The 26,020-nt window shown below is 41.1% G+C and carries 23 protein-coding genes; 16 read left to right on the plus strand and 7 right to left on the minus strand.

Annotation, left to right across the window (positions count from 1 at the left end; translation table 11 throughout):
• Window positions 1-310: 310 nt before the first annotated feature.
• Window positions 311-625: a peptidase M4 gene (locus tag CSV63_RS06500; RefSeq protein WP_029052835.1), complete on the minus strand. Its 315-nt coding sequence runs from the start codon at window positions 623-625 to the stop codon at window positions 311-313.
• A 202-nt stretch (window positions 626-827) separates the two neighbouring features.
• Here CSV63_RS06500 and CSV63_RS06505 point away from each other — a divergent pair, with 202 nt between their 5' ends.
• The 9 genes from CSV63_RS06505 to CSV63_RS06545 all read left to right on the plus strand — a co-directional run bounded on the left by CSV63_RS06505 (window position 828) and on the right by CSV63_RS06545 (window position 10,588).
• Entirely contained in the window at window positions 828-1,901 is a 1,074-nt protein-coding gene (locus CSV63_RS06505; RefSeq protein WP_099695102.1) for a M42 family metallopeptidase, read from the plus strand.
• A gap of 28 nt (window positions 1,902-1,929) precedes the next feature.
• The gene (locus CSV63_RS06510) at window positions 1,930-2,445 is read left to right on the plus strand and encodes a DUF84 family protein (RefSeq protein ID WP_099695103.1); all 516 of its coding nucleotides are present in this window, start codon (window positions 1,930-1,932) and stop codon (window positions 2,443-2,445) included.
• A 78-nt stretch (window positions 2,446-2,523) separates the two neighbouring features.
• Entirely contained in the window at window positions 2,524-3,042 is a 519-nt protein-coding gene (locus CSV63_RS06515) for a hypothetical protein (protein ID WP_099695104.1), read from the plus strand.
• A gap of 33 nt (window positions 3,043-3,075) precedes the next feature.
• Entirely contained in the window at window positions 3,076-3,891 is an 816-nt protein-coding gene (locus CSV63_RS06520; RefSeq protein ID WP_099695105.1) for a DUF1444 domain-containing protein, read from the plus strand.
• The gene (gene ytpR, locus CSV63_RS06525; RefSeq protein WP_099695106.1) at window positions 3,888-4,499 is read left to right on the plus strand and encodes a YtpR family tRNA-binding protein; all 612 of its coding nucleotides are present in this window, start codon (window positions 3,888-3,890) and stop codon (window positions 4,497-4,499) included. Before CSV63_RS06520 ends, ytpR begins: the two co-directional genes overlap by 4 nt.
• A 198-nt stretch (window positions 4,500-4,697) precedes the next feature.
• Window positions 4,698-7,697, plus strand: coding sequence for a DNA translocase FtsK (locus CSV63_RS06530; RefSeq protein WP_233191975.1), 3,000 nt, complete (start codon window positions 4,698-4,700; stop codon window positions 7,695-7,697).
• A 130-nt stretch (window positions 7,698-7,827) separates the two neighbouring features.
• Complete coding sequence (gene murC / locus CSV63_RS06535) at window positions 7,828-9,141, plus strand: UDP-N-acetylmuramate--L-alanine ligase (RefSeq protein WP_099695108.1); 1,314 nt, start codon at window positions 7,828-7,830, stop codon at window positions 9,139-9,141.
• A gap of 161 nt (window positions 9,142-9,302) precedes the next feature.
• A complete protein-coding gene (locus tag CSV63_RS06540) occupies window positions 9,303-9,755 on the plus strand; it encodes a DUF948 domain-containing protein (protein WP_099695109.1) in 453 nt (150 codons plus the stop codon).
• A gap of 56 nt (window positions 9,756-9,811) precedes the next feature.
• A complete protein-coding gene (locus CSV63_RS06545; RefSeq protein WP_099695110.1) occupies window positions 9,812-10,588 on the plus strand; it encodes a YtxH domain-containing protein in 777 nt (258 codons plus the stop codon).
• Between the two features lie 106 nt (window positions 10,589-10,694).
• On the opposite strand, the gene CSV63_RS06550 is transcribed toward CSV63_RS06545, so the two are convergent.
• Complete coding sequence (locus tag CSV63_RS06550; RefSeq protein ID WP_369823802.1) at window positions 10,695-12,830, minus strand: cell division protein FtsA; 2,136 nt, start codon at window positions 12,828-12,830, stop codon at window positions 10,695-10,697.
• Window positions 12,831-12,996: 166 nt separating this feature from the next.
• On the opposite strand from CSV63_RS06550, the gene CSV63_RS06555 reads away from it, so the two are divergent.
• Both CSV63_RS06555 and ccpA read left to right on the plus strand, forming a co-directional pair.
• The gene (locus tag CSV63_RS06555; protein ID WP_099695111.1) at window positions 12,997-14,079 is read left to right on the plus strand and encodes a bifunctional 3-deoxy-7-phosphoheptulonate synthase/chorismate mutase; all 1,083 of its coding nucleotides are present in this window, start codon (window positions 12,997-12,999) and stop codon (window positions 14,077-14,079) included.
• 134 nt (window positions 14,080-14,213) lie between these two features.
• Window positions 14,214-15,215 carry a catabolite control protein A gene (ccpA, locus tag CSV63_RS06560; protein WP_099695112.1) on the plus strand — a complete coding sequence of 334 codons (1,002 nt, stop codon included), beginning with the start codon at window positions 14,214-14,216 and terminating at the stop codon, window positions 15,213-15,215.
• A 112-nt stretch (window positions 15,216-15,327) separates the two neighbouring features.
• Here ccpA and CSV63_RS06565 read toward each other — a convergent pair whose 3' ends face one another.
• The 4 genes from CSV63_RS06565 to CSV63_RS06580 form a co-directional block, all read right to left on the minus strand.
• Window positions 15,328-16,482: an acetoin utilization protein AcuC gene (locus tag CSV63_RS06565; protein WP_099695113.1), complete on the minus strand. Its 1,155-nt coding sequence runs from the start codon at window positions 16,480-16,482 to the stop codon at window positions 15,328-15,330.
• Entirely contained in the window at window positions 16,479-17,123 is a 645-nt protein-coding gene (locus CSV63_RS06570; protein ID WP_099695114.1) for an acetoin utilization AcuB family protein, read from the minus strand. The genes CSV63_RS06565 and CSV63_RS06570 overlap by 4 nt, the downstream gene beginning before the upstream one ends.
• A 15-nt stretch (window positions 17,124-17,138) precedes the next feature.
• On the minus strand, window positions 17,139-17,771 hold the full coding sequence (locus CSV63_RS06575; RefSeq protein ID WP_099695115.1) for a GNAT family N-acetyltransferase: 633 nt from the start codon (window positions 17,769-17,771) through the stop codon (window positions 17,139-17,141).
• Window positions 17,772-18,040: 269 nt separating this feature from the next.
• Entirely contained in the window at window positions 18,041-21,001 is a 2,961-nt protein-coding gene (locus CSV63_RS06580; protein ID WP_099695116.1) for a transglycosylase domain-containing protein, read from the minus strand.
• Between the two features lie 369 nt (window positions 21,002-21,370).
• On the opposite strand from CSV63_RS06580, the gene tyrS reads away from it, so the two are divergent.
• Window positions 21,371-22,636, plus strand: a complete 1,266-nt coding sequence (gene tyrS, locus CSV63_RS06585; RefSeq protein ID WP_099695117.1) for a tyrosine--tRNA ligase — start codon at window positions 21,371-21,373, stop codon at window positions 22,634-22,636.
• A 262-nt stretch (window positions 22,637-22,898) separates the two neighbouring features.
• Here the strand turns inward: tyrS and CSV63_RS06590 are convergent, their stop codons facing one another.
• Window positions 22,899-23,189 carry a hypothetical protein gene (locus tag CSV63_RS06590; RefSeq protein ID WP_099695118.1) on the minus strand — a complete coding sequence of 97 codons (291 nt, stop codon included), beginning with the start codon at window positions 23,187-23,189 and terminating at the stop codon, window positions 22,899-22,901.
• A gap of 202 nt (window positions 23,190-23,391) precedes the next feature.
• Between CSV63_RS06590 and CSV63_RS06595 the strand changes: the two genes are divergently transcribed.
• From CSV63_RS06595 to CSV63_RS06605, 4 genes are all read left to right on the plus strand, one after another.
• Window positions 23,392-23,595 (plus strand): hypothetical protein, encoded by a 204-nt coding sequence (locus tag CSV63_RS06595; protein ID WP_099695119.1) that lies wholly within the window; start codon window positions 23,392-23,394, stop codon window positions 23,593-23,595.
• A 419-nt stretch (window positions 23,596-24,014) separates the two neighbouring features.
• Window positions 24,015-24,686: a hypothetical protein gene (locus tag CSV63_RS06600; RefSeq protein WP_099695120.1), complete on the plus strand. Its 672-nt coding sequence runs from the start codon at window positions 24,015-24,017 to the stop codon at window positions 24,684-24,686.
• A gap of 165 nt (window positions 24,687-24,851) precedes the next feature.
• The gene (locus CSV63_RS16465) at window positions 24,852-25,028 is read left to right on the plus strand and encodes a hypothetical protein (protein WP_158233923.1); all 177 of its coding nucleotides are present in this window, start codon (window positions 24,852-24,854) and stop codon (window positions 25,026-25,028) included.
• A 286-nt stretch (window positions 25,029-25,314) separates the two neighbouring features.
• Window positions 25,315-26,013: a DUF421 domain-containing protein gene (locus CSV63_RS06605; RefSeq protein WP_099695121.1), complete on the plus strand. Its 699-nt coding sequence runs from the start codon at window positions 25,315-25,317 to the stop codon at window positions 26,011-26,013.
• The last annotated feature ends 7 nt before the right edge of the window (window positions 26,014-26,020 follow it).

A 26,020-nucleotide genomic window follows, 5' to 3' on the forward strand; every position in this document is an offset into this window, starting at 1 on the left:
CACTCGCCGCCTTCCACTTACGATCAACTGGTGTTGTGTTCTTGAGCTGGAAACCTTATGCAATGTTAAACATTAAGTGCTAAAGGCAAATCCGTTTTACGAGGGGTTTGTCTTTTTCTGTATGGAGAAGTACATTTTAAAAGATAGTACATAACATCTTAAGCTGGACTACGCGTTAAAGTGAAGATAGGGCCGTTCTTCAAATCTTTCTGCATACACCTCGCACTTAAAATTCACCCAATCAAAAAAGGGGCCATCGCAAGAAGTAGATACTTCTCGGATAGCCTCTTTACGTCTATTTAATTACTGATTACTGACGAACTAGCTCTACGACAGTGCCTGTTTTCGCATCGGCTGCGAATTCAAATTGCTCCAGTTTGCCGTCTTTCATGCGTGAAACGCCACCACGGTAAACATCCATAGAAATCACGTGATTTGTGTAAGGTTCTGGTTTCATAACGATCCACGAACCGTCGATTGGACCTTCTTCTTTAAATGCATCTTTTACTTTTTTCAATACGTTATCAGCAGGTACTTCTTCATTGTAACGATTAAATGCCTCATTCACTACTACGCCTGCAGCAACACCAGTTAAAATTCCAGCTAAAAAGTCTTTTACTCTCATGGCTAATTGCAGCCTCCTTCGCAAATCTTTTCTTATAGTGTAACATAGTTTAAAAGTACATGGCGATTCAAAAGCGTTTCCGATTATACTAATCGGCAGAATATGGCATTTTTGTGTAAAGTACATTTGTAACCTAATTAGTATTCATCTGTTTACTATGTGGATATACTACACATAGACAATTAAAAAGTGAGGGATTTAGATGAAAAAAGAAACATTGGCGTTATTTCGTACATTGACTGAACTTCCGGGCGCACCAGGTAATGAATACCGTGTCCGGGCTTTTATGCGCGAGCAGTTGGCACAGAACTCGGATGAAATTATTCAAGATGGTCTCGGTGGCGTGTTTGGTGTTCGTCACGGAAAAGAAGACGAGCCGAAAATTATGGTTGCTGGACATATGGATGAAGTCGGCTTCATGGTAACAGGTATTACAGATAACGGAATGCTTCGTTTTCAGCCGTTGGGAGGCTGGTGGAACCAAGTGTTATTGGCTCAGCGAGTCCAGATCATCACGGAAGATGCAGAAATTCCCGGTGTGATCGGTTCTATCCCACCGCACTTGTTGAGTGACGCAGAGCGCAGAAAACCAATGGACATCAAAAATATGCTGATTGATGTTGGCGCTGACGACAAAGCCGATGCTGAGCGTTTTGGTATTCGTCCCGGTCAGCAAATCTTGCCGATTTGTCCGTTCACACCGATGGCTAATCCCAAAAAGATTATGGCCAAAGCATGGGATAACCGCTATGGTTGCGGTCTTGCTATAGAACTGTTGCAAGAAGTGAAAGACGAAACGTTGCCGAATACATTGTATTCAGGGGCAACCGTTATGGAAGAAGTCGGCTTACGTGGCGCGCAAACGGCAGCACGTATGATAGATCCTGATCTATTCTTCGCACTCGATGCAAGTCCTGCAAATGATGCAAGTGGCGATAAAAAAGAATTTGGACAATTGGGTCAAGGAACGTTGTTACGTATTATGGACCGCTCGATGATCACACACCGTGGTATGCGCGAATTCATTTTAGATACTGCTGAAACTCACAATATACCGTATCAATACTTTGTATCCCAAGGCGGTACGGATGCAGGGCAAGTACATGTAGCCAATAACGGCGTGCCAAGTGCTGTCATCGGTATTTGTTCTCGTTACATCCATACTGCGGCTTCCATTATCCACACAGATGATTATGCAGCAGCGAAAGAATTAATTACAAAACTAGTAAAAGCATGTGATAAAACAACTGTGGAAACTATTAAACAAAATGGCTAAACGACTAGAAATGAAATGAGGATGTGGAATGGAATTTGTTCTTGGCTCTGAAAATCAGGCGAAAAAGCGTGCGGTAGTTCGGGTCGTTGAACGTTACGTGGAGAACAGTATGATTTCCTTTGCGTCCGTTCCGTCAGGCGTCAGCGCACAGCCGATGAGTGAGGAAGAAACACGGCAAGGCGCAATCAATCGTTCAGTCACTGTAGCAAAGAATGCTTATGGAATAGGTTTAGAAGGCGGAGTTCATATGCTTTTTGGCACGATGTATCTCTGCAATTGGGGCGCCCTCACCACACCGGACGGCAAAACGTTTACTGCTGCGGGAGCACAAATCCCTTTACCAGAAGAATTGGCCGACGAAATTCGCCGTGGCAATGAACTCGGTGATGCGGTGGATGCCTATTTTAAAAAGCAAAATGTTCGCATGTCAGAAGGGGCTATGGGGATGTTAACGGCACAACTTGTACCAAGGGATGCGTTATTTGAACATATCATGCAATTATTGATTGGCCAGCTCTTGTATAGCATGTCGATACAGAGCTGACGATTGCAATAGCGTCGGGGTGCGATTAGAATAGGACTGATAGAAATTTGAACGAAGGTAGAGAAGGGGGGAACCTGAATGTTGCGAAGTGGAAAGGTTTTCTTGCTGTTGCTACTAGCTGTCGTGTTGGTAGGATGTAATCAAAAAGTGGAAGTTCGTACTGACGATGCATTTGTTTCAGCAAAAAAAGCATTCGAACTAAATAGCAAAAAACCAAATCAAACGGTGGGCGATATTGAATTCTATAAACCGCCAACTCTACGAATGGATAAAGAATCAACTTCCCAACAGATTGTTTTAACTAAACGAAATGATTCATTTTATCTAACAGTTAATCCGAATGAAAAGAAAAATAGTCAAGTCTATTATGACGTACTATTAACGGATGAACCGGATGATTTAGTAGGTGCACAAACATTTTCTAAAGATGAAGCATTTGGCTTTGTTGCGGTCATACAAAAAGGTGAGAAACAAGTAGAGTTAATCGCCAACGTAGGCGGGGCGAAAGTTGAAACTGTGACAGATGAAGAAAATACCAAAGCATATGTAGAAATGATGATGGAAATTGCTCGTTCGGTTCAACATGACGACGAGTAAGTAATTATGAGTATTGAAGGAGAGGGTTAACGAATGGAAGCTGAAGATTTGGTAGAAGAACTAAAGAAACGCTTACCTAAAGAGAACTTCGATTGGCAATTTGATCGTCGGGCAGATAAATTGCGGATTGTCCACCATACTCTTCATAAAGGCATGGATATTTCATTACCTGAAATTCTATCCAAGTATGAACAGAAAAACGAACGCGCAATCGATGAAGTGGTGTATACCGTCCAAGAGACGTTTCGCGCTATGGAGCAAGAACAGGCAAAAGGCTTTGCGGGAGAAAATACGATTTATCCTGTCATCCGTTCGACTTCATTCCCAACTGAAAGTTCCGCAGGACAAGCTTTCTTAACGAAAGAGCATACAGCAGAAACACGAATTTTCTATGCGCTGGATTTAGGGAACACGTATCGCTTGATTGATCAAGGGATGCTGTCCGATCTGCAGATGACAGAACAGGAAATACAGGAAGTCGCAATGTTTAAAGTGAAGTCGTTACCGACAACGTATAAGCAAGATGTCGTATCTGATAATATATTCTACTTCATCAACAATAACGATGGATATGATGCGAGCAGAATATTGAATCAGCCATTCATGAGAGAAATGGAACAAAAAATACAAGGGCATATGGTCGTTTCTGTTCCTCACCAAGATGTGTTAATCATTGGAGATATACGGAATGAAACAGGCTATGACGTCGTGGCGCAGATCGCGATGCAGTTTTTCACAACAGGTGCCGTACCAGTTACATCATTGTCTTTCATTTATGAAGATGGTAAGCTTGAACCGATTTTCATTATGGCGAAAAATAGATTGGCAAGAAGGGATCAGAAAAAATGAATATATTTTATAATCCAGAAGGTGTTGGCGACGTATTGTTCGTTCAACTTACAACGGAAAGACCTGCAGCAATTACTGTGGAAAGAAAAAATAATGTCGCGTTGATTAAAAATGAAGAGACAGAAACTGTAGTCGCGTTCAATTTATTTGATGCATCCAGTTATTTCACTGTTTCAACAGTAGGTCAAGTAGAACTGACAGAAGAGCTTGGCGAACAAATACAAGAAGCTTTAGAGAAAAATGACATTGCGTTAGAATTGGAATTGGACTTCATTCCAAAATTCGTTATAGGCTATGTTGCTGAAAAGGAAAAGCATCCAAATGCAGATAAATTGAACATTTGCCAGGTAGATGTAGGCGATGAAACATTGCAAATCGTTTGTGGAGCCTCTAATGTGGAAGCCGGACAGAAAGTAGTCGTAGCAAAAGTAGGCGCTGTAATGCCTTCAGGTATGGTCATTCGTGATGCGGAACTTCGTGGTGTCGCTTCGTCTGGTATGATTTGTTCTGCTAAAGAACTCAATCTGCAAGATGCGCCCGACGCAAAAGGAATCCTCGTATTAGAAGACGATAAGAAAGTCGGAGAAGCTTTCGAAGGTAAATTGTAAATATATCCATAGGAAAAAGCTTTTGCATAAGCCTCATTAGGCTTGTAGCAAAAGCTTTTTTGTATTATTGTTACAAAGGGTTACAAATCATCATTTTATACAGAAAGAACATAGAACTGTTTGATTTCCTCCTAGGTAACCTGTTAAAATGAAATGATTGATATGAAAAGAGTGATATATTTGAGCTGGCTACGGAATATGAAAAGACGCCTTCAGCAAATGCAAGAAGGCACTGAAAAAAACAACCCATTATTTGAACAACCAACTACTGAAAATACTCATGATAAAAATAATCTAAACCAAAATAAAAACCTAAATCAAAAACAAAACCAAAACGAAGATCTTGATGAAGATAAAAAAACAAACTTTCGGTTTCCGATAGTTTCTGACTACGAAATTTATGGATGGGAACCACAGACCCATCATGATGAATATACGAAAGATTATTTACAAAAAGATGAAATAACAGAAGAAGAGCCGTATGAAATACTTCCTTTAGAACAGAATGAACGTTGGCCAGGTCGTTATGAGCGAAGTGGAAATGTCTACCGTGCAGAAGCAAAACGTGATTTTTCTCATATCATTCCACCGACATCGAATCCATTGCCTCTACCGTTTACCGGAAGAAAGCAAGAACGTACCATGCACTCGGAGCCGCAACGTATTGAGCCCTATGAGTCGCGACGCCCTGAACCAGAAGTACCATCTCGTCATCAAGAGGAACCTGTGAAAGTAGAGAGGCCAAAGATATTTAGAAGGCCATTTTCGCCTTCGCACGTGCCTTCACCTATCTACGGATTGAACACTAGTTCTCCAATCAGTGAGGCTATGGAATCGGTCATAGAGAAGAAAGATATGAAAGATCAAGAGTTACATGAACAATTTGAAGACCACGACGGAGAATTGCCATTGTCGTTGATTTCTAACCAACAACCAAATAAAGCACCATTGTTTGCTAGTTCATCAGAAAAAAGACAGTCGGAGATGACCTCAGCGGAAGAACATACTCAAAAAGTAGAAGAACCCAAATTAAAAGTATCAGAAAATCCTACGGAACTAGTGGAACAGACTGAAGAAACACAAGTGGAAGAAGAGTCACTAGAAGTAGCTGCACACGACGATAAGCATGATGAAATCGAAGAAGCTCAAGTAACGATTGTGGCGCCAGAAGAATCGCAAGAAGTCTTTGCACAAACGGAAGATACTGCGCAAGCAAATATAGAAGTAGAAACAGAAGTAAAAACGTATGACGATGTTGCAACTGAAACAGAAGAAATTGTAGTAGATTCGGAAGCGCTTGTAACCGTTACAATAGAAGAAGAAGAAGAAGAAGAAGAAGAAGAAGAAGTAGAAACGAATGAATTAGAATCGAATGAAGTAGAATTCGAAATGGATGATCAAGAGGAGCCAGTACAACCAGCTAAGAAAGAAAAAGTTGTGCCTTTTAATGTCTTGATGCTTAAATCTGATAAAGAAAAATTAGCGGCAAGAGTAGAAGAGCTCATTGCAGCTAATGCAGCAAAGAAAGAATTAGTTGAGGAAGCGTCAGTCGAAAACGAAGCAGATCACCCTGTTGCGGGACAAACAGAATCGCCGGAAGATGCACAATCGGTACAGCTTGAACAACAGGAGAATAGTGTAGAACTGAACGTGGAAGAACTGGGTTCTATTGAAAAACCAGAATCTATTACAGTAGAATCTCACGTTGAAGTAACCGAAATGGTCGCTACAACTTCTGAAACGATTGTAGAAGAGCCTGAAGAGGAAATCATCGAAGAAGAACCACCACATTATGGATTCCCGACGATGCAATACTTGGCACCTCCGGAAGAAGAAATCGTTGATGAGGAGTGGCTTGCGGCGCAGTCCGCTACGTTAGAAGAAACTCTTTCGTACTTCGCTGTGCAGGCAACAGTTGAACAAGCTGTACAAGGTCCTGCCGTGACAATGTTTGAGTTAACGGTGATGCAAGGGACGAAAGTAAGTAAAATTCGAAATCTTACCGACGACTTAAAATTGGCGTTGGCAGCTAGAGATATTCGTATCCAAGCGCCGATTCCAGGTACAAGTATGATTGGTATTGAAATTCCGAATCGTAAAACACGTGCGGTTCGAATTTCAGAGGTTATTGACAGCGATTCATTTAAGACATCAGACTCGCCCCTAGAAGCAGTATTAGGGCTTAGTTTGACAGGGGAGCCGCAAACCATTGATCTACGGAAGATGCCACACGGAATGATTGCGGGTGCTACAGGCTCCGGAAAATCCGTTTGTATCAACTCTATACTGATCAGTTTGCTGTATAAGGCTTCACATCATGATCTGAAACTATTGCTCATTGATCCGAAAATGGTGGAATTGGCACCATACAACGGCATTCCACACTTGTTAAGTCCGGTTATTACAGATGTAAAAGCAGCGACTGCGGCATTGAAATGGGCAGTTAATGAGATGGAAAGACGCTATGAACTGTTTGCGCATTCCAGTGTACGTAATATTGAACGCTATAACGAAATGGTCATGGCATCACGACGTTTCTCTTTAAAGATGCCTTATATTCTAGTAGTGATTGATGAGTTAGCAGATTTAATGATGATGGCACCTGCGGACGTAGAAGTGTCGATCAGCCGAATCACTCAGAAAGCTAGGGCATGTGGTATTCATCTAATCATCGCAACTCAGCGACCTTCTGTTGATGTCATTACCGGAACGATTAAAGCTAATATCCCGACTCGTATAGCATTCGCTGTGTCTTCCCAAGTAGATTCAAGAACCATCTTAGATTCAATAGGGGCAGATCGTTTACTTGGTAAGGGAGATATGCTGTATTTAGGTAATGGCCAATCGGCTCCTGTCCGTCTTCAGGGGACATTTGTCACGGATGATGAAATCGAGCGTATAATAGAACATGTTCGTAATGAAGCAGAACCGAATTACTTATTCGGCCAAGAGGATTTGCTGGCAGCCGCTGTCCGAGAAGAGGAATCGGATCCATTATTTGAGCAAGCCTGCAACTTTGTCATGGAGCAGGGGAGTGCATCCACCTCGGCATTACAGCGCCATTTCAGCATCGGTTATAACCGGGCGGCAAAGTTAATCGACCGAATGGAAGCTAATCAATTTATATCTGAGCAAAGAGGGAGCAGACCACGCGACGTCTTTTTGACTGAGCAAGCATTTGAAAGTTTCATGAAATAACGAATGCATCGTTCCAATCTAAAGGTTTGATCGAACGCATGGTATACTATGACAAGAAATAATCTTCTCATCCATTATTGGACAATGGAAGATAAAAAGTGGGATGAAAGAACTCCCGGGAGGTTTCAATATGACATTGTTACATTTTACTGGTATCAAAGGATCGGGAATGAGTTCCCTTGCCCAGTTGCTACATGACTCTTCGTATGAAGTTCAAGGGTCTGATGTGGAAAAATACTTTTTCACCGAAGATCCCTTGCATGAACGAAATATAAAAGTACTGCCATTTGACGAAAATAATATTCAGCCGGGCATGAAAGTGATTGCAGGAAACGCATTTAAAGATGATCATCCTGAATTACTACGAGCAGCAGAACTTGGTATAGAAGTTATTCGTTACCATGATTTCTTAGGCGACTATATGGAACAATTTACTTCCATAGGTGTAACGGGTACGCATGGCAAAACGTCTACAACGGGTTTGCTTGCGCATGTATTGGGTGGCTTTGCGCCAACATCGTACTTAATAGGGGATGGTACAGGTAAAGGTATCGAGAATGCGAAGAACTTTGTATTTGAAGCGTGTGAATACAAACGACACTTTTTGGCCTACCATCCAGACTATGCCATCATGACGAATATTGATTTCGATCATCCGGATTATTTCACAAGTCTGGACGATATTTTGAGCGCTTTCGGCCAGATGGCGAGCCAAGTGAAGAAGGCATTAATCGCTTGTGGTGACGACGACAATCTTCAAAAACTTCAATGTCAAGTTCCGATTGTCTATTATGGCTTGGATTCATCCAATGACTTTTACGCAGCAAATATTGAAAAAGATGAAAATGGTTGTTCGTTTGATGTGTTCATTCGAAATGAATTCTATCACCGTTTCACCATTGTATTAACAGGCGATCATGCTATTAGAAATGCGTTGAGTGTAATTACACTATGTCATTATGAAGATATTCCAGCTGACATTGTGAATGAACGCTTTGCGACGTTTACAGGCGTAAAAAGACGTTTTTCTGTCATGGAAGTAGATGACCGTATCATTGTAGATGATTATGCACATCATCCTACCGAAATCCGTGCAACATTGGATTCTGCACGTCAAAAATATCCGAACCGTGAAGTGATTGCGGTATTCCAACCGCATACATTCAGCAGAACAGCAGCGATGTTAGATCAATTTGCAGAAAGTCTGTCTGAAGCAGATCATGTATACTTATGTGACATCTTCGGTTCTGCACGGGAGAAAGTCGGTAGCTTAACGATTCACGATTTGATAGATAAAATCCCCAACTCCCAACATTTGAAGATAGAAGATATGTCAGATTTAGCAGCACATGAAAATTCTGTCATTCTTTTTATGGGAGCTGGAGATATCCAATTATATTTAAAACAATTCACTTCTGATATTACGAAAGAAGAAACAGCCTAATCTTTTATGAGAGGGCTGTTTCTCTCTTTTTTTTTAGGTTTTTTGGTTTCGATAAAGGATATCACCCAGTTATGTCGAACAGGAGTATAGGACGAAAAGTTTAGAAACTCTCAAAGAGGGGTAAAGTTTTCGTAAGAATATGCTCTAGGAGGATAACGTAAGTGATCAATTTACTTTACGTTGCAGCAGTGATTGCCGCAATCGCATTTCTTATTCTTTGTGTAAGTCTGGCTATGACACTGGGGTCGTTAAAGACATCTTTACAGAGTGTCTCGCATACAGTAGGTGACTTATCAAAGCAATTAGAGGGAGTGACTACAGAAAGTACACAACTTCTTCAAAAGACCAATCAGCTAGCCGAAGATTTACAAGGAAAAGCGGACAAGCTGAACACTGTGGTGGATGCAGTAAAAGGAGTAGGTGACTCAGTGAACACTCTCAATCAATCAGTTCATCGGATCTCAAACTCAGTAACTACAAACGCTGAACAAAACAGTGACAAAATCGCGCAAGTCGTACAGTGGGGAACCGTTGCAGTTAATCTATATGATCAAGTAAAAGAACGGCAACCTAAAACGTCCGCTGGTTGGACAGTATACAAATCGCGCTCCTAGTACAAGCATTTTCCTTTAAAACATACAAAAATAGTTAATTCACAGGAGGAAGAAAAATGACAGAAAACAAACCGAACTATAACGACAACCAAGGTAACTACTCAAATACGTATGGCCAACCACAATATCCAGCGAACTACACATATCGTTCAACTCATGATCTGTATGATGAGGATAGTAATGGTACAGGTAGTTTCATTGCTGGCGCAATCATCGGTGGGGTAATCGGCGCTGCGACTGCATTGTTCTTAGCACCGAAGACAGGCCGTGAAATGCGTGAAGATTTCACTACACAAGCTTCACAATTAAAAGACAAGAGTATTGAATTGAGCTCAACAGCAAAAGATAAAGCGGTAGAGTTTTCAAGCACAGCAAAAGATAAAGCAGTGGAATTTTCAAGTGCAGCAAAAGATTACACAGCTGACTTGACGGACACGGCAAAAGAAAAAACTGCAGCGTTTACTACAGCTGCAAAAGAGAAGACTTCTGAGTTGTCTCAAAACTTGCAAGAACAGTCAGAACAGCTAGTTGACAAAGTGAAGTCTGCTAAATCAAAAACAAATGTTCCAATGGACGATGGTACTGTATCATCTGAAGGCGAAGAGGCAACTGATTATAAAAGTTCAAAAGAAAACAATGAAAAGTCAGGGGAACTTTCAAAAGTAAAAGAAACAACAAATAAAAATGCAGACCAAGTTAAAGCCGACAAATCTGCTAACCAAAACAATGATACTAAATCTCCTAATGCAAATGCTTCCGCTAAAAAGAATACAAATCAATCTAAAGCTAACAACTCATCTTCAAACAACAACAACAAAATTCATTCTAAATAATAACGAAAACCTTCCTTTACGGGAAGGTTTTTTCTATGGATACGATTAGTCAGAGCAGCCATAAAGAAAAAGCTACGCCATGCGTTACTTCCGCACAGCGTAGCTGTTACACAAATAGAATACGTAGTTGATCTCCACCGAATATCAATTCATCAAAGCGAATGGATTCGCCATTACGCAGTAATTGATAGGAAGTGGTGGATTGGGACGGTAAGGAAAAATCAGTGAATGAAAATACATCACTGAATAGTATAGGAGAAGTGGGCAACGATTTAAACTCCACATGGTCATTAGCTTGTACTTGGTAGTCCAGACTAGCCAGTTGTCCATTTACATACACAGCGGTTCGTGGTTTTTTGATCGTCACAGGTTCATCATTAAATGTTACATCGGCACGCTCTTCTAGCACAATATCTAAATCCCTTGCTATTTCCTTTAAGGAAAGGGAGGCATGTTGGCGCATTTCAATGATATCGTTTGCGTGAATTTGATAGTCAGCAGACACTTCTTGTCCGTTTGCGATATAGAGGGTTTCGCGTTTCTTTAGGCGGTGGGGAGTTCCGTTCCATGTCACAATGAAGGAATCTGTACCAGAATGTATAGGAGACGTTAGTACGTCTTGTATTCGATTCGCTGGATTCACAGTTAGTTCATCTCGATCCGCAATCTCGGTATCAATTGCGACCGCCTTTCCGTTAAGCAAAATTTCACCCGTAATCGTCTGCGTTACTCCGTCGAGCTCAAAACATATTGTTTCAGGCGCATCTACCAAGTCTCTGACTGTCGCTGTGGCGTCAGTGCCGTCTTTACCAAACAATAGCTCGATACAGTCATGATTGTGAACAGGGTCCTTAGTGCTGGCTTCAGTACCGTTTAATAGGATGGTTGTAGATGAGCCGTGCTCGCCAGGAAGTGTTCTCCAACGCCCGTTTACTTTTACAGTTAGTGCGAGTCCGGGTCTACCGTATAACTGACGTGCAGTAACACGGGCGGCTAGGAGTGTATCGCCCACTGTGAGCTCTTTAAGTTCAAATAATCGAACAGCTTGGTCATTGACTGTTAAGGTAATGTAATGAATGGGAGACCTTTGTGCTGCAATCGCAATACCGATTGGCGTTACGAGTGCAGGAGAAGCTTCGATTTGGTCTGAAAGTGTAACTCCGGAGAGTGCTTCAAGACTTCGAATCGCCACACGATTTTCAGGAAGATCGAGTTGCATACTCACTTCTTTCGTCAGAGTAGGTGTTAATCCACCACCTCCCACAATCATGACGGCTTGTGGAGAAGAGTTGAGATTCAATCGTTTGATTTCATTTGCGATCGACAGTGCTACATGTTTCACTGAAGGTCTAATTACATCAATCACTTCTTCTGAAGGGATTTTTTGTTCAAATCCTAAAATGTCTTGAAATGTCAATATGTCTTGACTCTGGATTTGACGTTTCATTTGTTCAGCAATAGGAAAATCGAGCAAGTAATGTGCACTTAGCGCTTCAGTCATTTCGTCTCCTGCAACGGGTACCATTCCATATGCTGTGACGGTGTTATCCCTGACAATGGCAATGTCAGATGTGCCAGCACCAATATCGACCAATGCGATATTCAATCGTCTCATGGAAGGGGGAACGAGCACATGAATAGCAGCGATTGGCTCGAGTGTTAAAGCCTCCATTTCCAAATCGGCACGCTTTAACGCGGCAAGTAAGGATTCTACAACGACTCGTGGTAAAAATGTAGCAATGACTTCTACGGTCGCTGACTTCCCTTTTTGATCAATGAGACTACCGATCTTTTCGTCTTGCAATTTGTAGTATAAAACAGAATAACCTACGCAATAATAGTGATCATCCTCTTGTGATTGATGAGCGGATAGTAATTTTTCCTGTGCATGTTGTACAGCTGCTAATTCCAATCGATTAATGTCTTCATTGGACATTAATGTGCGATCTGAAATATCTACCGTCACAGTTCCCTCTGCTGTCTTCAATGAACGACCCGCTGCCGCAACACTGACGCGATGTAGAGGACCATGAATCAGTTCCAATTCTTCTTTTATTTCTTGAATTATAGACGCCACGCTTAAAATATTATGTATTTGTCCATCAATCATCGATCGCTCTTTATGTTCTTTAGAAATCAAGTCCACAATATGGAATGAATCATTTTGTTCTTCTAGTACAATCCCTACAACGGTGCGCGTTCCGATGTCGAGAGCGAATAACTTAGTAGCCAGGATTTCCAACCTCTTTTCAAGTTTTTTTCTATGTGAAAATAATGAATATATAATTATTTGATGAAATTGCGTGACTTTTCTAAGAGTATTCATTATACTAGGTCTATTATATAAAAATGTACCATAGATTCCGGTGTTAGAAAAGGAAGATATGTACGGGGAGGAGACAGGTATTATGAGCAAGCAAGATTTAGGTGAGTTGAGAGGTATTATCGATCAGTTGAACTTAGATATTCTACGATTGATCAATGAACGCACAGGCGTTATCCAAGAAATTGGTAAGTTAAAAGAAAAGCAAGGTGTAAATAGATATGATCCGATTCGTGAACGCGAGATGCTCAACGTCTTAAAGAAGTCAAACCATGGCCCTTTACCAGACGGTATCCTTGAGCAGGTATTTAAATCTATTTTCATGTCGGCACTTGAAGTACAGCAAGATGAGCAGAAGAATGCATTGCTCGTATCCCGTACTAAAAAACCTGAAGACACGATTGTTGACGTAAACGGCCATAAAATCGGAGACGGACATCCATCTTTCGTATTTGGACCTTGTGCAGTAGAATCTTACGAACAGGTTTTGGCGGTAGCCAAGTCCATCAAAGCAAAAGGATTAACGATGATTCGTGGGGGAGCTTACAAACCACGTACATCTCCATATGATTTCCAAGGTTTAGGGCTTGAAGGCTTAAAAATTCTAAAGCGAGTTGCAGATGAAACTGGACTTTCTATCGTCACAGAAATCATTACACCATCGCACTTAGAGGAAGCACTCGAATACGTCGATGTGATTCAAATCGGTGCGCGTAACATGCAGAACTTTGAACTGTTAAAAGAAGCTGGAATGGTCAATAAGCCAGTCCTTCTAAAGCGCGGAATGTCTGCAACGATTTCTGAGTTCGTCAATGCAGCTGAATATATTATTTCTAAAGGTAATACGGAGATTATGCTATGTGAGCGAGGAATTCGTACATATGAGACGGCTACTCGAAACACGCTGGACATCTCTGCTGTTCCAATCTTGAAGCAAGAAACACATTTACCGGTATTCGTGGACGTTACACATTCCACTGGCCGTAAAGACTTATTGCTTCCAACAGCGAAAGCGGCAATTGCAGTAGGAGCAGACGGCGTTATGGCAGAGGTTCATCCGGATCCAGCCGTAGCATTATCGGATTCAGCACAGCAAATGGATATTGAACAGTTTGACAAGTTCTACGAAGAGATGACTCGCTTCCTGAACACACACCAAACGATCTAAAACATCCAACACCGACCCTTTATTAATAAAGGTCGGTGTTTTTCTGTATAAAATGACAGATTTCTACACAGAAAAACACAAAAAACCAGTAGAACACGGTATACTAGTAAGGAATAAAGACAGGAGGAGCAAAAATGGCTATCACTATTTACGATGTAGCAAGAGAAGCAAACGTATCGATGGCAACGGTTTCACGCGTAGTGAACGGCAATCAAAACGTGAAGCCGGCGACTCGCAAAAAAGTATTGGACTGTATTGAACGATTGGGGTACCGGCCAAATGCCGTCGCTCGTGGACTAGCTAGCAAGCGTACGACGACGATTGGAGTAATTGTCCCCGATATGTCCAAGAGTTACTATGCAGAGCTATCCAGGGGGATTGCAGACGTTGCCACGATGTATGAGTACAATATCATTATTTCCAATTCAGACAAGAGTACCTCTCGAGAAGTGGAGTTGTTTGAAGATCATTTGGGCAAGCAAGTAGATGGACTGATCTTCATGAGTGACTCTATTTCACCTGAAGTACGAAAAGAAATGAAGACAGCGAACGTTCCGATCGTCTTGGCAGGAACATTGGATTTTGAAACCAATGTACCATCCGTCAATATTGATCATGAACAGGCCGCATTTGAAGTAACAAAAAGGTTGATCGACAATGGCCATAAGCGTATTGCATTTGTTTCGGGACCTTTTACGCGTGATATTAATCGTGTGTGCAAACGTGTTGGGTATATTCGTGCGTTAGAAGAAGCAGGGATGACGATCGATGAGTCATTGATCGTGGAAACTGACAATACGTATGATGAGGCTTACGAGAGCTGGAATGTACTAGGTAAGCTAGCTGATCCTCCGACGGCTGTCATGACGAGCAGTGACGAAGTTGCCGTAGGTATTATGAATGGTGTGCGTGATGAGAATCTTAGAATTCCTGAGGATGTGGAGATTATTTGTTTCCAACACTCTATTCTTGCGCGTATTGTCCGTCCACAGTTGACCGCGATTGTGGTGCCTTTGTATGATTTAGGTGCCGTATCGATGCGTTTGTTAACGAAGTTAATGAACAAAGAAGAAGTAGAAGAGACAGAAGTTATTCTACCGTATTATTTAGAAGAGCGGCAATCGGTTAAAAAATAGGTCGGAGTCGTTGCCTATGTAATGCGTGTTTTGAATCTACAACACTCATACGTTGTTTTTTAATAGGTAGAAATGAGAAGAGCAACTTATCTGAGCGATAAGTTGCTTTTTATTATGATTTTCGGATGATGTGCAAAGCTCTTGTTAGCATTTGCTCGTTTTTTTCATTGATGTCATATTTACGAGGAACTGGTTCGTATAGATCTTCAGGGTCTTCCCACGTCTCAATTAGTGAAACAGGTGACTCGGGTTGCCATTTATTTAACCAGGCTTCTGGAAGTCTTCCAGTCGGTGTGGGGATGTCTTTCATCGTAAGCCATAAGTGCGACCACGCACGTGGTACTACGCGCCAGATGTCGTATCCGCCACCGCCGATTGCAATCCATCTTCCATCACAAAATTCTTCCGCTATATCTTTTGCAAGTTTTGGAATTTCTTCGTAGATCTTCATGGTGCCATATAGATGCGTGAGTGGATCGAAGTAGTGTGCATCTGCTCCGTTTTGTGTAAGAATGACGTCGGGCTTGAAGTGTTCTGCCACTTCACGCAAGGCAGTTTTATAGATATGTAGGAACGATTCATCTTCCGTAAAAGCGTCGATAGGGAAGTTGAATGAGGTACCGTAACCCGCTCCATTTCCTCGTTCCGTCACATTTCCTGTCCCGGGAAACAAGTAGCGACCTGTTTCATGGATAGAGAATGTACAAACATTTGGATCATCATAAAACGTCCATTGCACGCCATCACCGTGGTGCGCGTCGGTATCCACATATAATACGCGGGCTCCATATTTTTGCTGTAAGTATTTAATAGCTACAGAACTATCATTATAAATACAGAAGCCAGATGCTTTCCCTTGGAAGCCGTGATGCAAGCCGCCGCCAAGGTTCAACGCATATCTTGAACGACCTTCCATTACTTCTTCAATCGCTGTAAGTGTACCGCCTACGAGCAATGCACTCGCTTCATGCATGCCAGTGAAGAAAGGAGTATCTTCCGTACCGATACCGTAAATACTACCGATATTTTCGCTGATATTTCCCGAACTCGCCTTTTTAACGATTTCGATATACTTTGCGTCATGAGCGAGAAGCAATTCTTCGTCTGTGGCTGTGCGCGGAATGACGATTTCATTAGGCTTGATCGTATTCATTTCATCTAGTAAATCTTTTGTCAAAATGATTCGCTTTTGATTAAAAGGATGGGTATCCGAAAATTCATAGTTTAGTTGGTCAGGAGAAAAGATAAAACTCGCTTGTTTTTTCATACGCCCATCTCCGGTTCACTTGGCCATAGAACTTCAAATCCTTGTTTTTTTAATCCTTCAATGATCGGAAGGGGATTCATTCGTTTAATGCGGATAGCGAGAATTTTGTACTCTTCGTTATCTTGATAAGGATAGACAAGTACACTAAGCACGTTCGTATTGTGTTCGTGAAATACTTTAGATGCCTCATATAAAATACCGGGCGTGTTCGGCACGCGGATCTGAATGTGTGAACTGGGCTGATTGGCACCTGTTAACTCAATATAGTTATAAAGTAAATCTGTTTTCGTTAGAATACCGACCAGCTGATAATTGGAAACGATGGGTAAGCAACCAATTTCATACGTATAAAACATTAACGCAGCTTCCTCCGCAAAGTCCCGTGGATGGCCGATCAAAAGGTCAGTTTTCATAATTTTATCAAGCGTGGTTTCATAAAGTGAAGGTTCCAATCTTTGCGAAATACTTGAAGGAGAAGCTTCTTTGACGTCACGGTCTGTAACGAGTCCTTCGATCTGTCCATCTTTCACGATGGGGATGTGGCGAATTCGTTTTTCTTTCATCAGTTGCACTGCATCTGCAATCGTATGTGTAGAATTAAGCGTAATCACGTCTGTCTTCATAATGTCTTGTATTAGCATGATTATTCCTCACTTTCAATAATTAACTCGATTTTTGAAACGTACACGGTCAAAGCGTTCGATGGATTCTTGATCAACTCTTTTTCCAATTCTCGCCATTAATGCATTGGCAGGGTGGGAACAAATTTCAGGATCATCAGTGGAGAAGAATTCCATGCCACCTGCACGCATCATTTTCTCCATCATTTTACGATAATCCCATACTGTCAAACCAGTCCCTTTTAAATCCCAGTGCCAATAATATTCAGTCGTAATAATAATATAATCTTCCATCGCATCATCCAACATCGATAATTCTAGTAAGGATTTACCGATACGTGCGCCGCGATAATCCGCAACTACTTCGATGGCGCCTAGTTCTATTAAATTGGCTAATTCTGCTTCATACCAGCGTTCGAGTGGATCAGGATAAAGAAACGTAACATACCCAACAATCATATTATCGATTCTCGCTATATTGATCCGGCCTTCAGGAAACGCTGCAATTTTCACCAATGCTTCTTGTTGTTGTGTAGATGGGCGGAATGCTTTCAGTCCTTCGTGAAATTCAAACGATGCCAGTCGTTCTGATGAAACAGGTCCTTCTATGACCAGTTCATCTTCGTTATGCGGAAATGTTCTGGAAAAGTAGGTCTTTTCATGTTTCAAATAGTTCACCTCTTCCTAATATATCTACCCTTTGTACGCTCAACTACTCGCTGTAAGTTCGGTACGTGCTGCTCTGTGTTAAGTATACAATTTATAGTGAGAAAAAGTATATAATTATCCTAAAATCACTGAATTGTCGGTAATTATCTATGCGAAGTAAAAAATGGTGAAGTTTGAAGGAAGAAGGAGAGGAGTGGTTGTCATGCGATTTGGTGAAAATTTTCGTAAAAAACCGGATGACAATTTAGAATGGTCATCCGGCTTGTTAGTTATTCTTTTGCTGCTGGAGCTGCATCCGGCTTTGGTTCCGGTGTCGCTTCAGGCTTTGTTTCAGGTGTAGGTTCTGGTGTAGTCTCTGGTTTAGCTTCCGGCTTTGATTCAGAATGGGTATCCGGTTTTGTGTCCGACTTTGCATCCGACTTCGTTTCTGGAGATGTCGTACTTGGTTTAGCTCCAGTATTCGTATCTGATTTCGGCTGTGCTTTTGGTGCAGGTGCCGAATTGGTTACAGTGTTGGAAGGTCCCGAGAGTAAGCCAGTAATATCAACTGCGCGTACGTAGTATGAACCATATCCGACTTTATACGATCTAGAAGCACCATCATGAACCGTACCGATTTTGACACCGTTCTGATAAATGTAATAACCGATTACATCATTAGAAGACGAAGCAGTCCATGTAAGAACAGATCCATTTTGTCCTGTTGATACGGCTGCAGGTGGTACGTTGTCTGCAGGGAATGTAGATCCTGCGACGGTGCTTGCATATCCGCCACGACCTGCAAGAAGTTTGGAAGCATCTCCACCTAAGCGTCCAAGCATCCGCTTACCATATTCAGAAGTTACACCAATACCGCCGGACGTGACAAATTCACGAGGAGTAGAAGCTAATGCCTGATATAGTTTGCCATTCACTCGAACAGCTGCAGATGAAACGATACTGTCATCTACTTTCGTAGGAACCATCTTTTTCGAATTAAATAAATCTGATCGAACAAGTCCTGCTGCTGAACAAGCAGTAGAAGGAGCTAGTCCCGAAATGCCACAGAATGAACGTGTTACGACGCCATTCGGGCGTTTAAATGTATCTCTTGCTTTAATCGTTTCCGGTATGACCGTATTGGCTACATTCATCAATTGTCCGTACAATCGTGCTGTCCGTTCTGATGGGTGCATTTGACCGCTGTTGTAGCCGTGATATAACGGTGTATTGCGATTTTTATAACCCATCCAAACACCAAGCGATACATTTGGATTATAGCCGACTAGCCAAGCATCCCCGTAATGCTGGGATGTCCCTGTCTTCGCAGCTAAATCGGGACGGAAATTCATTAAGCCAGGTAAACGTGCAGCTGTACCGTTACCTTTTAGTACATCACGCATCATATCAGTGATGATATAAGAAGTTTCTGGACTAAACACTTCAACAGGTTTTGCTTTGTGTTCAAATACTATGTTACCTTTCATGTCTTCAATTCGTTCGATCATATACGACTCGATGAATTGACCACCATTAGCGAATGTAGCGTAAGCATTTGTGTTTTCTTCTACAGTGACATCCATAGTACCTAATGATGCAGAAAGACCCATGCCTGCCTTATCGGTAGCATTTGCAAATTTCATTTTCTTAAGAAAATCAATAGGATTTCTATCTATTATTTGGTCGTATAGACGGATAGTAGATAAGTTTTGAGAACGTGCCAGTGATTCACGGGCTGGTAATACACCGAACTCACGGTCGAAATAGTTACCGGGTGCGTAACTGCCTCTTCTAAACTTCACATCCACTAGTGGACTACCTGCACCAATTACACCATATTCAATGGCAGGTGCATAAACCAGTAATGGTTTCATGGAAGATCCGTTTTGTCGGTAAGCTTGAGTAGAATGATTCAATGCTTCCAGTTCGTAATCACGTCCACCCACGAATGAAAGTACTTTCCCTGTATGGTTCTCGATCATCGACGCACCGACTTGAACAGGATTTTCTTTCGTAATCATTTTACCTGACTCTTCATCCAGTGTTTCCGTAGTATACGTATAGCCGTAGTACTGAAAGCTGTCAGCGACTTCATTCATCTTGTCATACAGCTCTTTGTTGATAGTAGAGTAGATACGATAGCCGTCTGTTCGCATAGAACGGTCTGCCATAATTTCGTATTTTTCCTTAATCTTGGAGTCTCCTTCAAAACGATCCGCGTCAATGCCATCTTTTTCAGCCAAAACTTTAGCTAAAATTTCGATTGTGCGATTTTGAATTTCTTGTGTGACATACGGATAACGTTCAGTAGCACGACGTGAAGGCTGTCTAAAGTCTTTCGTTACGTCATACGCAAGAGCTTCCTGATATTCGGCTTCTGAAATATAGCCTGCATCGCGCATACGGAACAATACGGTCTTCATCCGGTTTACACCATACATCAGCTTCTCGCGTTCCTTAATGCCTTGGTTCTTACTGTAGAAAGGCGTGTATGTATACGGTGCTTGTGGAATACCCGCAATATATGCAGCTTGAGGTAAACTTAAATCCTTAGCTTTTATACCAAAGATTCCGCGAGCGGCTGTTTCGATGCCTGCGATATTCTGCCCCGAAACATCCCGACCATAAGGAATGATATTCAAATAGGCTTCTAGAATCTCATCCTTCGTCATGAAGTGTTCCAGGCGCATAGCTAGCAAGATTTCTTTAGCTTTACGTTCATAAGAAACTTCGTTCGTCAAGATCTGGTTTTTCACTAACTGCTGAGTGAGTGTCGATCCGCCCGTTTGACTGTCTGAGTTCGTAACATCTTGGAACACTCCGCGGAATATCGCTTTTGGCACGATGCCCTTATGCTCTTCGAAGTATTCATCTTCAGTAGCTAACACGGCGTCCAGTGCATACTGTGAAACTTTATCCAGCGTAATTTGTCGGCGCTCAATGTCCGAGTTGATCTTGCCTAGATAGATACTGTCTGCAAAGTACATTTCAGAAGTCTCTTCATAATTAAACACCTGATCCCGAAGTTCTTCCTTAGTACGTAACGGTTCTTTCGCAACAAGAGAAGCGAAATATCCTGCACCAACTGAACTCGCAAATACGGCCCCGATGACGGCGAAGATAATGAGTAATAAAAACAAGTTCCAAAGTACACCGGTTCCAATGCGAAGTTTTTTGGCCCAAGGCTCTTTTTTTGCTTGTTCAAACCTATCTTCAAGTTGCTTAATTCTATTATTCTTTTCGTTGTTCAAAGTTTTCTCCCCCCAAAAATCTTACTCATTATATCACAGAATCAGAAGGAAATATGCAATAAATGTTGACTTTCATTGGAAGTTGGGTAAAATTGAACTCATACGAAATTACATGTCGAAAAAACCGAAGTAATGATAGTGAGTTCCGTTTAAGAGAGACAGCGGTTGGTGGAAGCTGTTCGGTGCACTATACATGAATTACAGTTTTGGAGTGTACGTTTTGCGCAACGTTACTAGCGCCTCAAAGCCGGAGAGTATTTACTCTCAAGCCGGGTGGTACCGCGTTATAAATCATCAACTAACGTCCCTGCATGATCATTTTTTGATCGTGTGGGGACTTTTTACGTTGAAAATAGGGGGATATAGAACATGTCGAATGAATTAATGGACGATTTACGTTGGAGAGGCTTGTTATACCAACAGACGAATGAAGAAGGTCTTGAGAAGCTTCTAACAGACGAGAAGATTTCACTATACTGCGGAGTAGATCCAACCGCGGATAGTATGCACATTGGCCATATCGTACCGATGCTGACACTGCGTCGCTTCCAGTTACACGGACACCAGCCGATCCTATTAATTGGTGGCGCTACTGGAATGATCGGGGATCCATCTGGACGCTCTGAAGAACGCCAATTACAGACGACAGAGCAAGTGGATGCGAATGTTCGTGGAATCAAAAAACAACTTGAGATGATCTTTGATTTCCAAACAGAAAATGGCGCGAAACTTGTAAACAATAATGACTGGATCGGTTCCATGTCATTGATCGAATTTTTGCGTGACTATGGAAAATTGCTAAGTGTCAATTACATGCTTGCAAAAGACAATGTGGCGTCTCGTTTAGATCAAGGAATTTCCTTCACGGAATTCTCATATATGTTGATGCAAGGTGCAGACTTCAACCACTTATATGATAACTATAATTGCCGCGTGCAAATCGGTGGATCAGATCAGTGGGGGAATATCACGACAGGCCTAGAAGTTATTCGCAAAAAGCATGACGAAGAAGTACAAGCATACGGATTTACGATTCCATTGGTAACAAAAGCAGATGGCACGAAATTCGGCAAATCCGCTGGCGGTGCGGTATGGCTCGATGCGAAGAAAACTTCTCCATATGAGTTCTACCAATTCTGGATCAATGCAGCAGACGCTGACGTTGTGAAGTATTTGAAAATCTTTACCTTCCTAAGCCGTGAAGAAATTGAGGCACTTGAAGTATCCGTACAAGAAGAGCCGCATTTACGTAAAGCGCAGAAGACGTTAGCAGAAGAAATGACTCGGCTAATTCATGGTCAAGATGCACTTGGTCAAGCATTACGCATTTCAGCAGCACTATTTAGCGGAGATTTAAAAGCATTGACGGCTACTGAAATGAAAGATGCGTTTAAAGATGTGCCGACTGTCGAAATGGAAAAAGTCGATCAAAATATTGTAGATTTCATTGTGCAAGCAGGTGTATCTCCATCCAAACGCCAAGCTCGTGAAGACGTAACGAACGGTGCGATTTCCTTCAACGGAGAACGCATTACAGATACAGCGTTCACAGTAGGGGCAGAGCAACGTTTGGAAGACGCTTTTACCATTGTGAGACGTGGGAAAAAGAAATATAGTATGGTGAAGTTTGTTTAACTTGGAGTTAGTGAATTGAAAAAAGAGTATATGCTGTACGCTATGACATTAAGGTTTCCTGTTCAGTATCAAGGATCGAGTATATAATAAGTTGCGTAATTCATAATGGATGAAAAGGCATCTCTTCGGAGGTGTCTTTTTGTATTTGAAATAACATGCATAATTGATAGCGGGAATCATTAAAAGTGCCTATGTAAAACAGTCATATTCGTTTGAACGAACAAAGAAGTTGGATACATAAGCACTGTAAAATTATACGTTTTTATTTAGTTAACAACTTTTTGATAATGCGTATATCTGTGTCGTGGTCGTTTAGTAAGCGCTGAGTTTTACGCATATCATCTGATTTTGCTTTGTTGTAAAAGATTTGTTCAGATAACGCATCGGCTTTCTGATTGGGGACAATGGGGCTTATATCTAGTTCTGAAATTGCCTGTTTCATAAACTTTTGTTCCTCTTTGATAATAGAAATATCGGTCTTTAGTGTAGAAATATTTCGCTCTATATTGCTAACTTTGTCGATCAAGAGTTCAAGCAGTTCACGATCTGTCATAAAAACCCTCCTATTTTTTATCTTACCATGTTTTAAATGACTTGTATAGAACATATATTCTTGTTTTTCTTTCTAAAGAAGTTATTTAGGAAACGACAGCTGTGAATGTTTAAGAAAACACGAAAACTTAGTGCTCATATCCTCGCAAAAAAGGGTTTTCTTTCTCTATGTCGAATACTGTAGATAGAGGGAAGTGAGAAGTTTGAAAAAGTACAGAGTACAATACCACTTTGCAGGCGCTGAAAGCATTTTAAGAACAGTAGAAGCAGCAGATCAAGAAGAGGCATTAGGGATCGCAACCAATTCCCGAAGCAATGATATTGTTTTTACGGATAGTAAAGGAACGTTATATTGTTTCTTTTATAGAGATGTAAAATATGTTTCAGTCACGGAAGATAAAGCATAATTGTCATTCAGAGCGTCCTTTTGAGGGGCGCTCTTTTTATTTGATTTATTTACTTATCATAATGAAGCCTTGCCTCCTAATATTTTGTAATAAAAAACTGTGAAATATAGTTGATTGCACGTCTCTAAGTGGTACAACGGACGTATCACATTGAAACGAAGGAGCGTACCAATATGAAACGACACACCGTATCATATTGGTATGGCCTATAACCAAAGAACTTAAGAATTAAAGAATAAAGATATTGTCGAGAAGCATCTCGACGATGAATATTTCATTGGTCATTATTTGCGAAGAAAAGTTTTCACACCTAGTATCCTTTTTGCTTCACAGCTCTATATAGTGTGCAAAGCTAACCTGTTGGTATTTTGTAACTTGAACCCAAAATCAACGTCTACGTTCAAAAGGAGTGGAGAATTATGCGAAAACGGATACTACTACTTCTCGTTTTATTGTTGCTGACAGCTTGCTCTTTCAATCCATCCCCGCAGCACACGGTTATTGACTGGGTAGATTTTGTGAAATGGAATGATGCAACGTATGGGGCGAACTATGAAATGAACGAGCTTAAAAAGGACTGGGAAACTGCTGGTGAAGTAGGAGAAGTGAAGTATATGTTGGATGGCCAAGCTGGAACGAATCATCAAACGAAAAATGGAGATGCAGCTTATTTGCAAAAAGGCACAAAATTATATGCGATGAAAGGCTATGATCCGGCATTCCGAATCATAGCGGACGGGAAAGTATACGAAGTAACTGAATCTGATAAGGCTGAAACGGTAGGAGATTTTTTAGATATAAAAGGGAAAGTACAGCGTGTCATTTTGCAAAGTGAGCAAGATTTATCGTTCATTGGGGAGTTTACGGATGAGCATGTAGAGAAACTGATTGAAGAGTTGCTGGTAATGCCCTATGAACCAGAAAGACGTGCGACTGAAGGAAAGCGTGTGTTTTTTGGAATTGAACTAGTAGATGGGACGATGACTAGATCAGTATATTGGTCGGAGACGGGTTATATTAATTATGGCGGGGTGGCTTCTCAAGAGGTTAAAGACATATTTGAGGTTGAGATGCAGGAGTATGTTTTCTGACATGTTAGAACCTCATTTGTTTTTATATACATTCTACCGGCTAATCGGTAGTTCAATACTTACACTAAAGCATAGCGGGCTGGCTATTTTCTGACGGTAACTATGATAATCCGTACATGTTCAGCAGTTGCGGTATACACAGAGAATGGGGAAGGAGGGAGTCAAATGGTCAGCGCGAAAAATGAACCGACAATCTTAATTCTGGATGATATTGAAATCAAGTGGACATTGAAAGAAAGTGAGTTACTTCATTCTGGGAAATGTGGAATGACGGTGTGTCAATTAATGACTTGGCTAAGGAATTCAAAACGAATAGATGAAGCTTCGCATTGCTCGTTATGAATCGCACACTTTATCATCAGGCAGGAAATAGCATAGTGGTGCAAGTACTGGAATCAATATTTGAATTGATACTTAGTGGACATTACGCTTGCGAAGAAGTAGCAGAAGATCCGAACGGTCAACTGCAATTAATATGTTAGAGAAACAAAAAAAGACAGGACCTCTCCCGTCATGGCTGACAACATTGTAATACACAAAGAGGTATCCTATGGGAAACACGCATGTTTTTAAATTTTATGGCAACAATAATTTGAAATGTTGAAAGAGAAACGGAGTGGAAATATAAGTGGAGTTTTTTTATGGTCAAGAAAATCTTTCAAGTATTCAATGGATATTACGTGCAATAGTTTCATTTTCCGTTTTACTTTTGGCAACCAAATTATTGGGACGCCGCTCAATTGCACAGTTAAGGCTTCTTGATTTTACTATAGCCTTAATACTTGGAAATATACTTGCACACCCTTTATCAGACGAGCAGTTAGGATTAAAAGGTTCAATTATTACGACAGGGGTGCTAATTGCTCTTTACTTGCTAAGTGTATTTGTTTCTTTGAAGTCGAGAGGATTTGGAAAATGGTTAGAACCATCTCCTTTCCCTTTAATAAAAAATGGAGAAATTCTGTATAAAGAATTGGGTAAAGCAAGGATCACAATAGACCATTTATTATCAGAAGCTAGAAAAGCAAAAGTTGCAGAAATTAATCAAGTCGCCCTTGCAATGTGGGAACCCGATGGAACCATTTCTTTTTTCTTATCGCCGCAACTTCAGGCATTAACTCCGAAAGATATTCAATTAGTAAAAGATCCTTTTTCTATTCCGAAGACGATTATCAAGGAAGGGAAAATAGATCTCGCTGAATTAAGCCAGATAGGTAAAGACGTTACTTGGTTAGAACATAAAATGTCAATTTCTAATGTTAGTGAAAAAGATATTTTATTGGCAACTTTGGATAATCAAGAACAATTAAGATTTTATTTTTATTGATGAAGGT

The sequence above is a fragment of the Sporosarcina sp. P34 genome, assembly GCF_002743375.1.
Lineage (GTDB): Bacteria > Bacillota > Bacilli > Bacillales_A > Planococcaceae > Sporosarcina.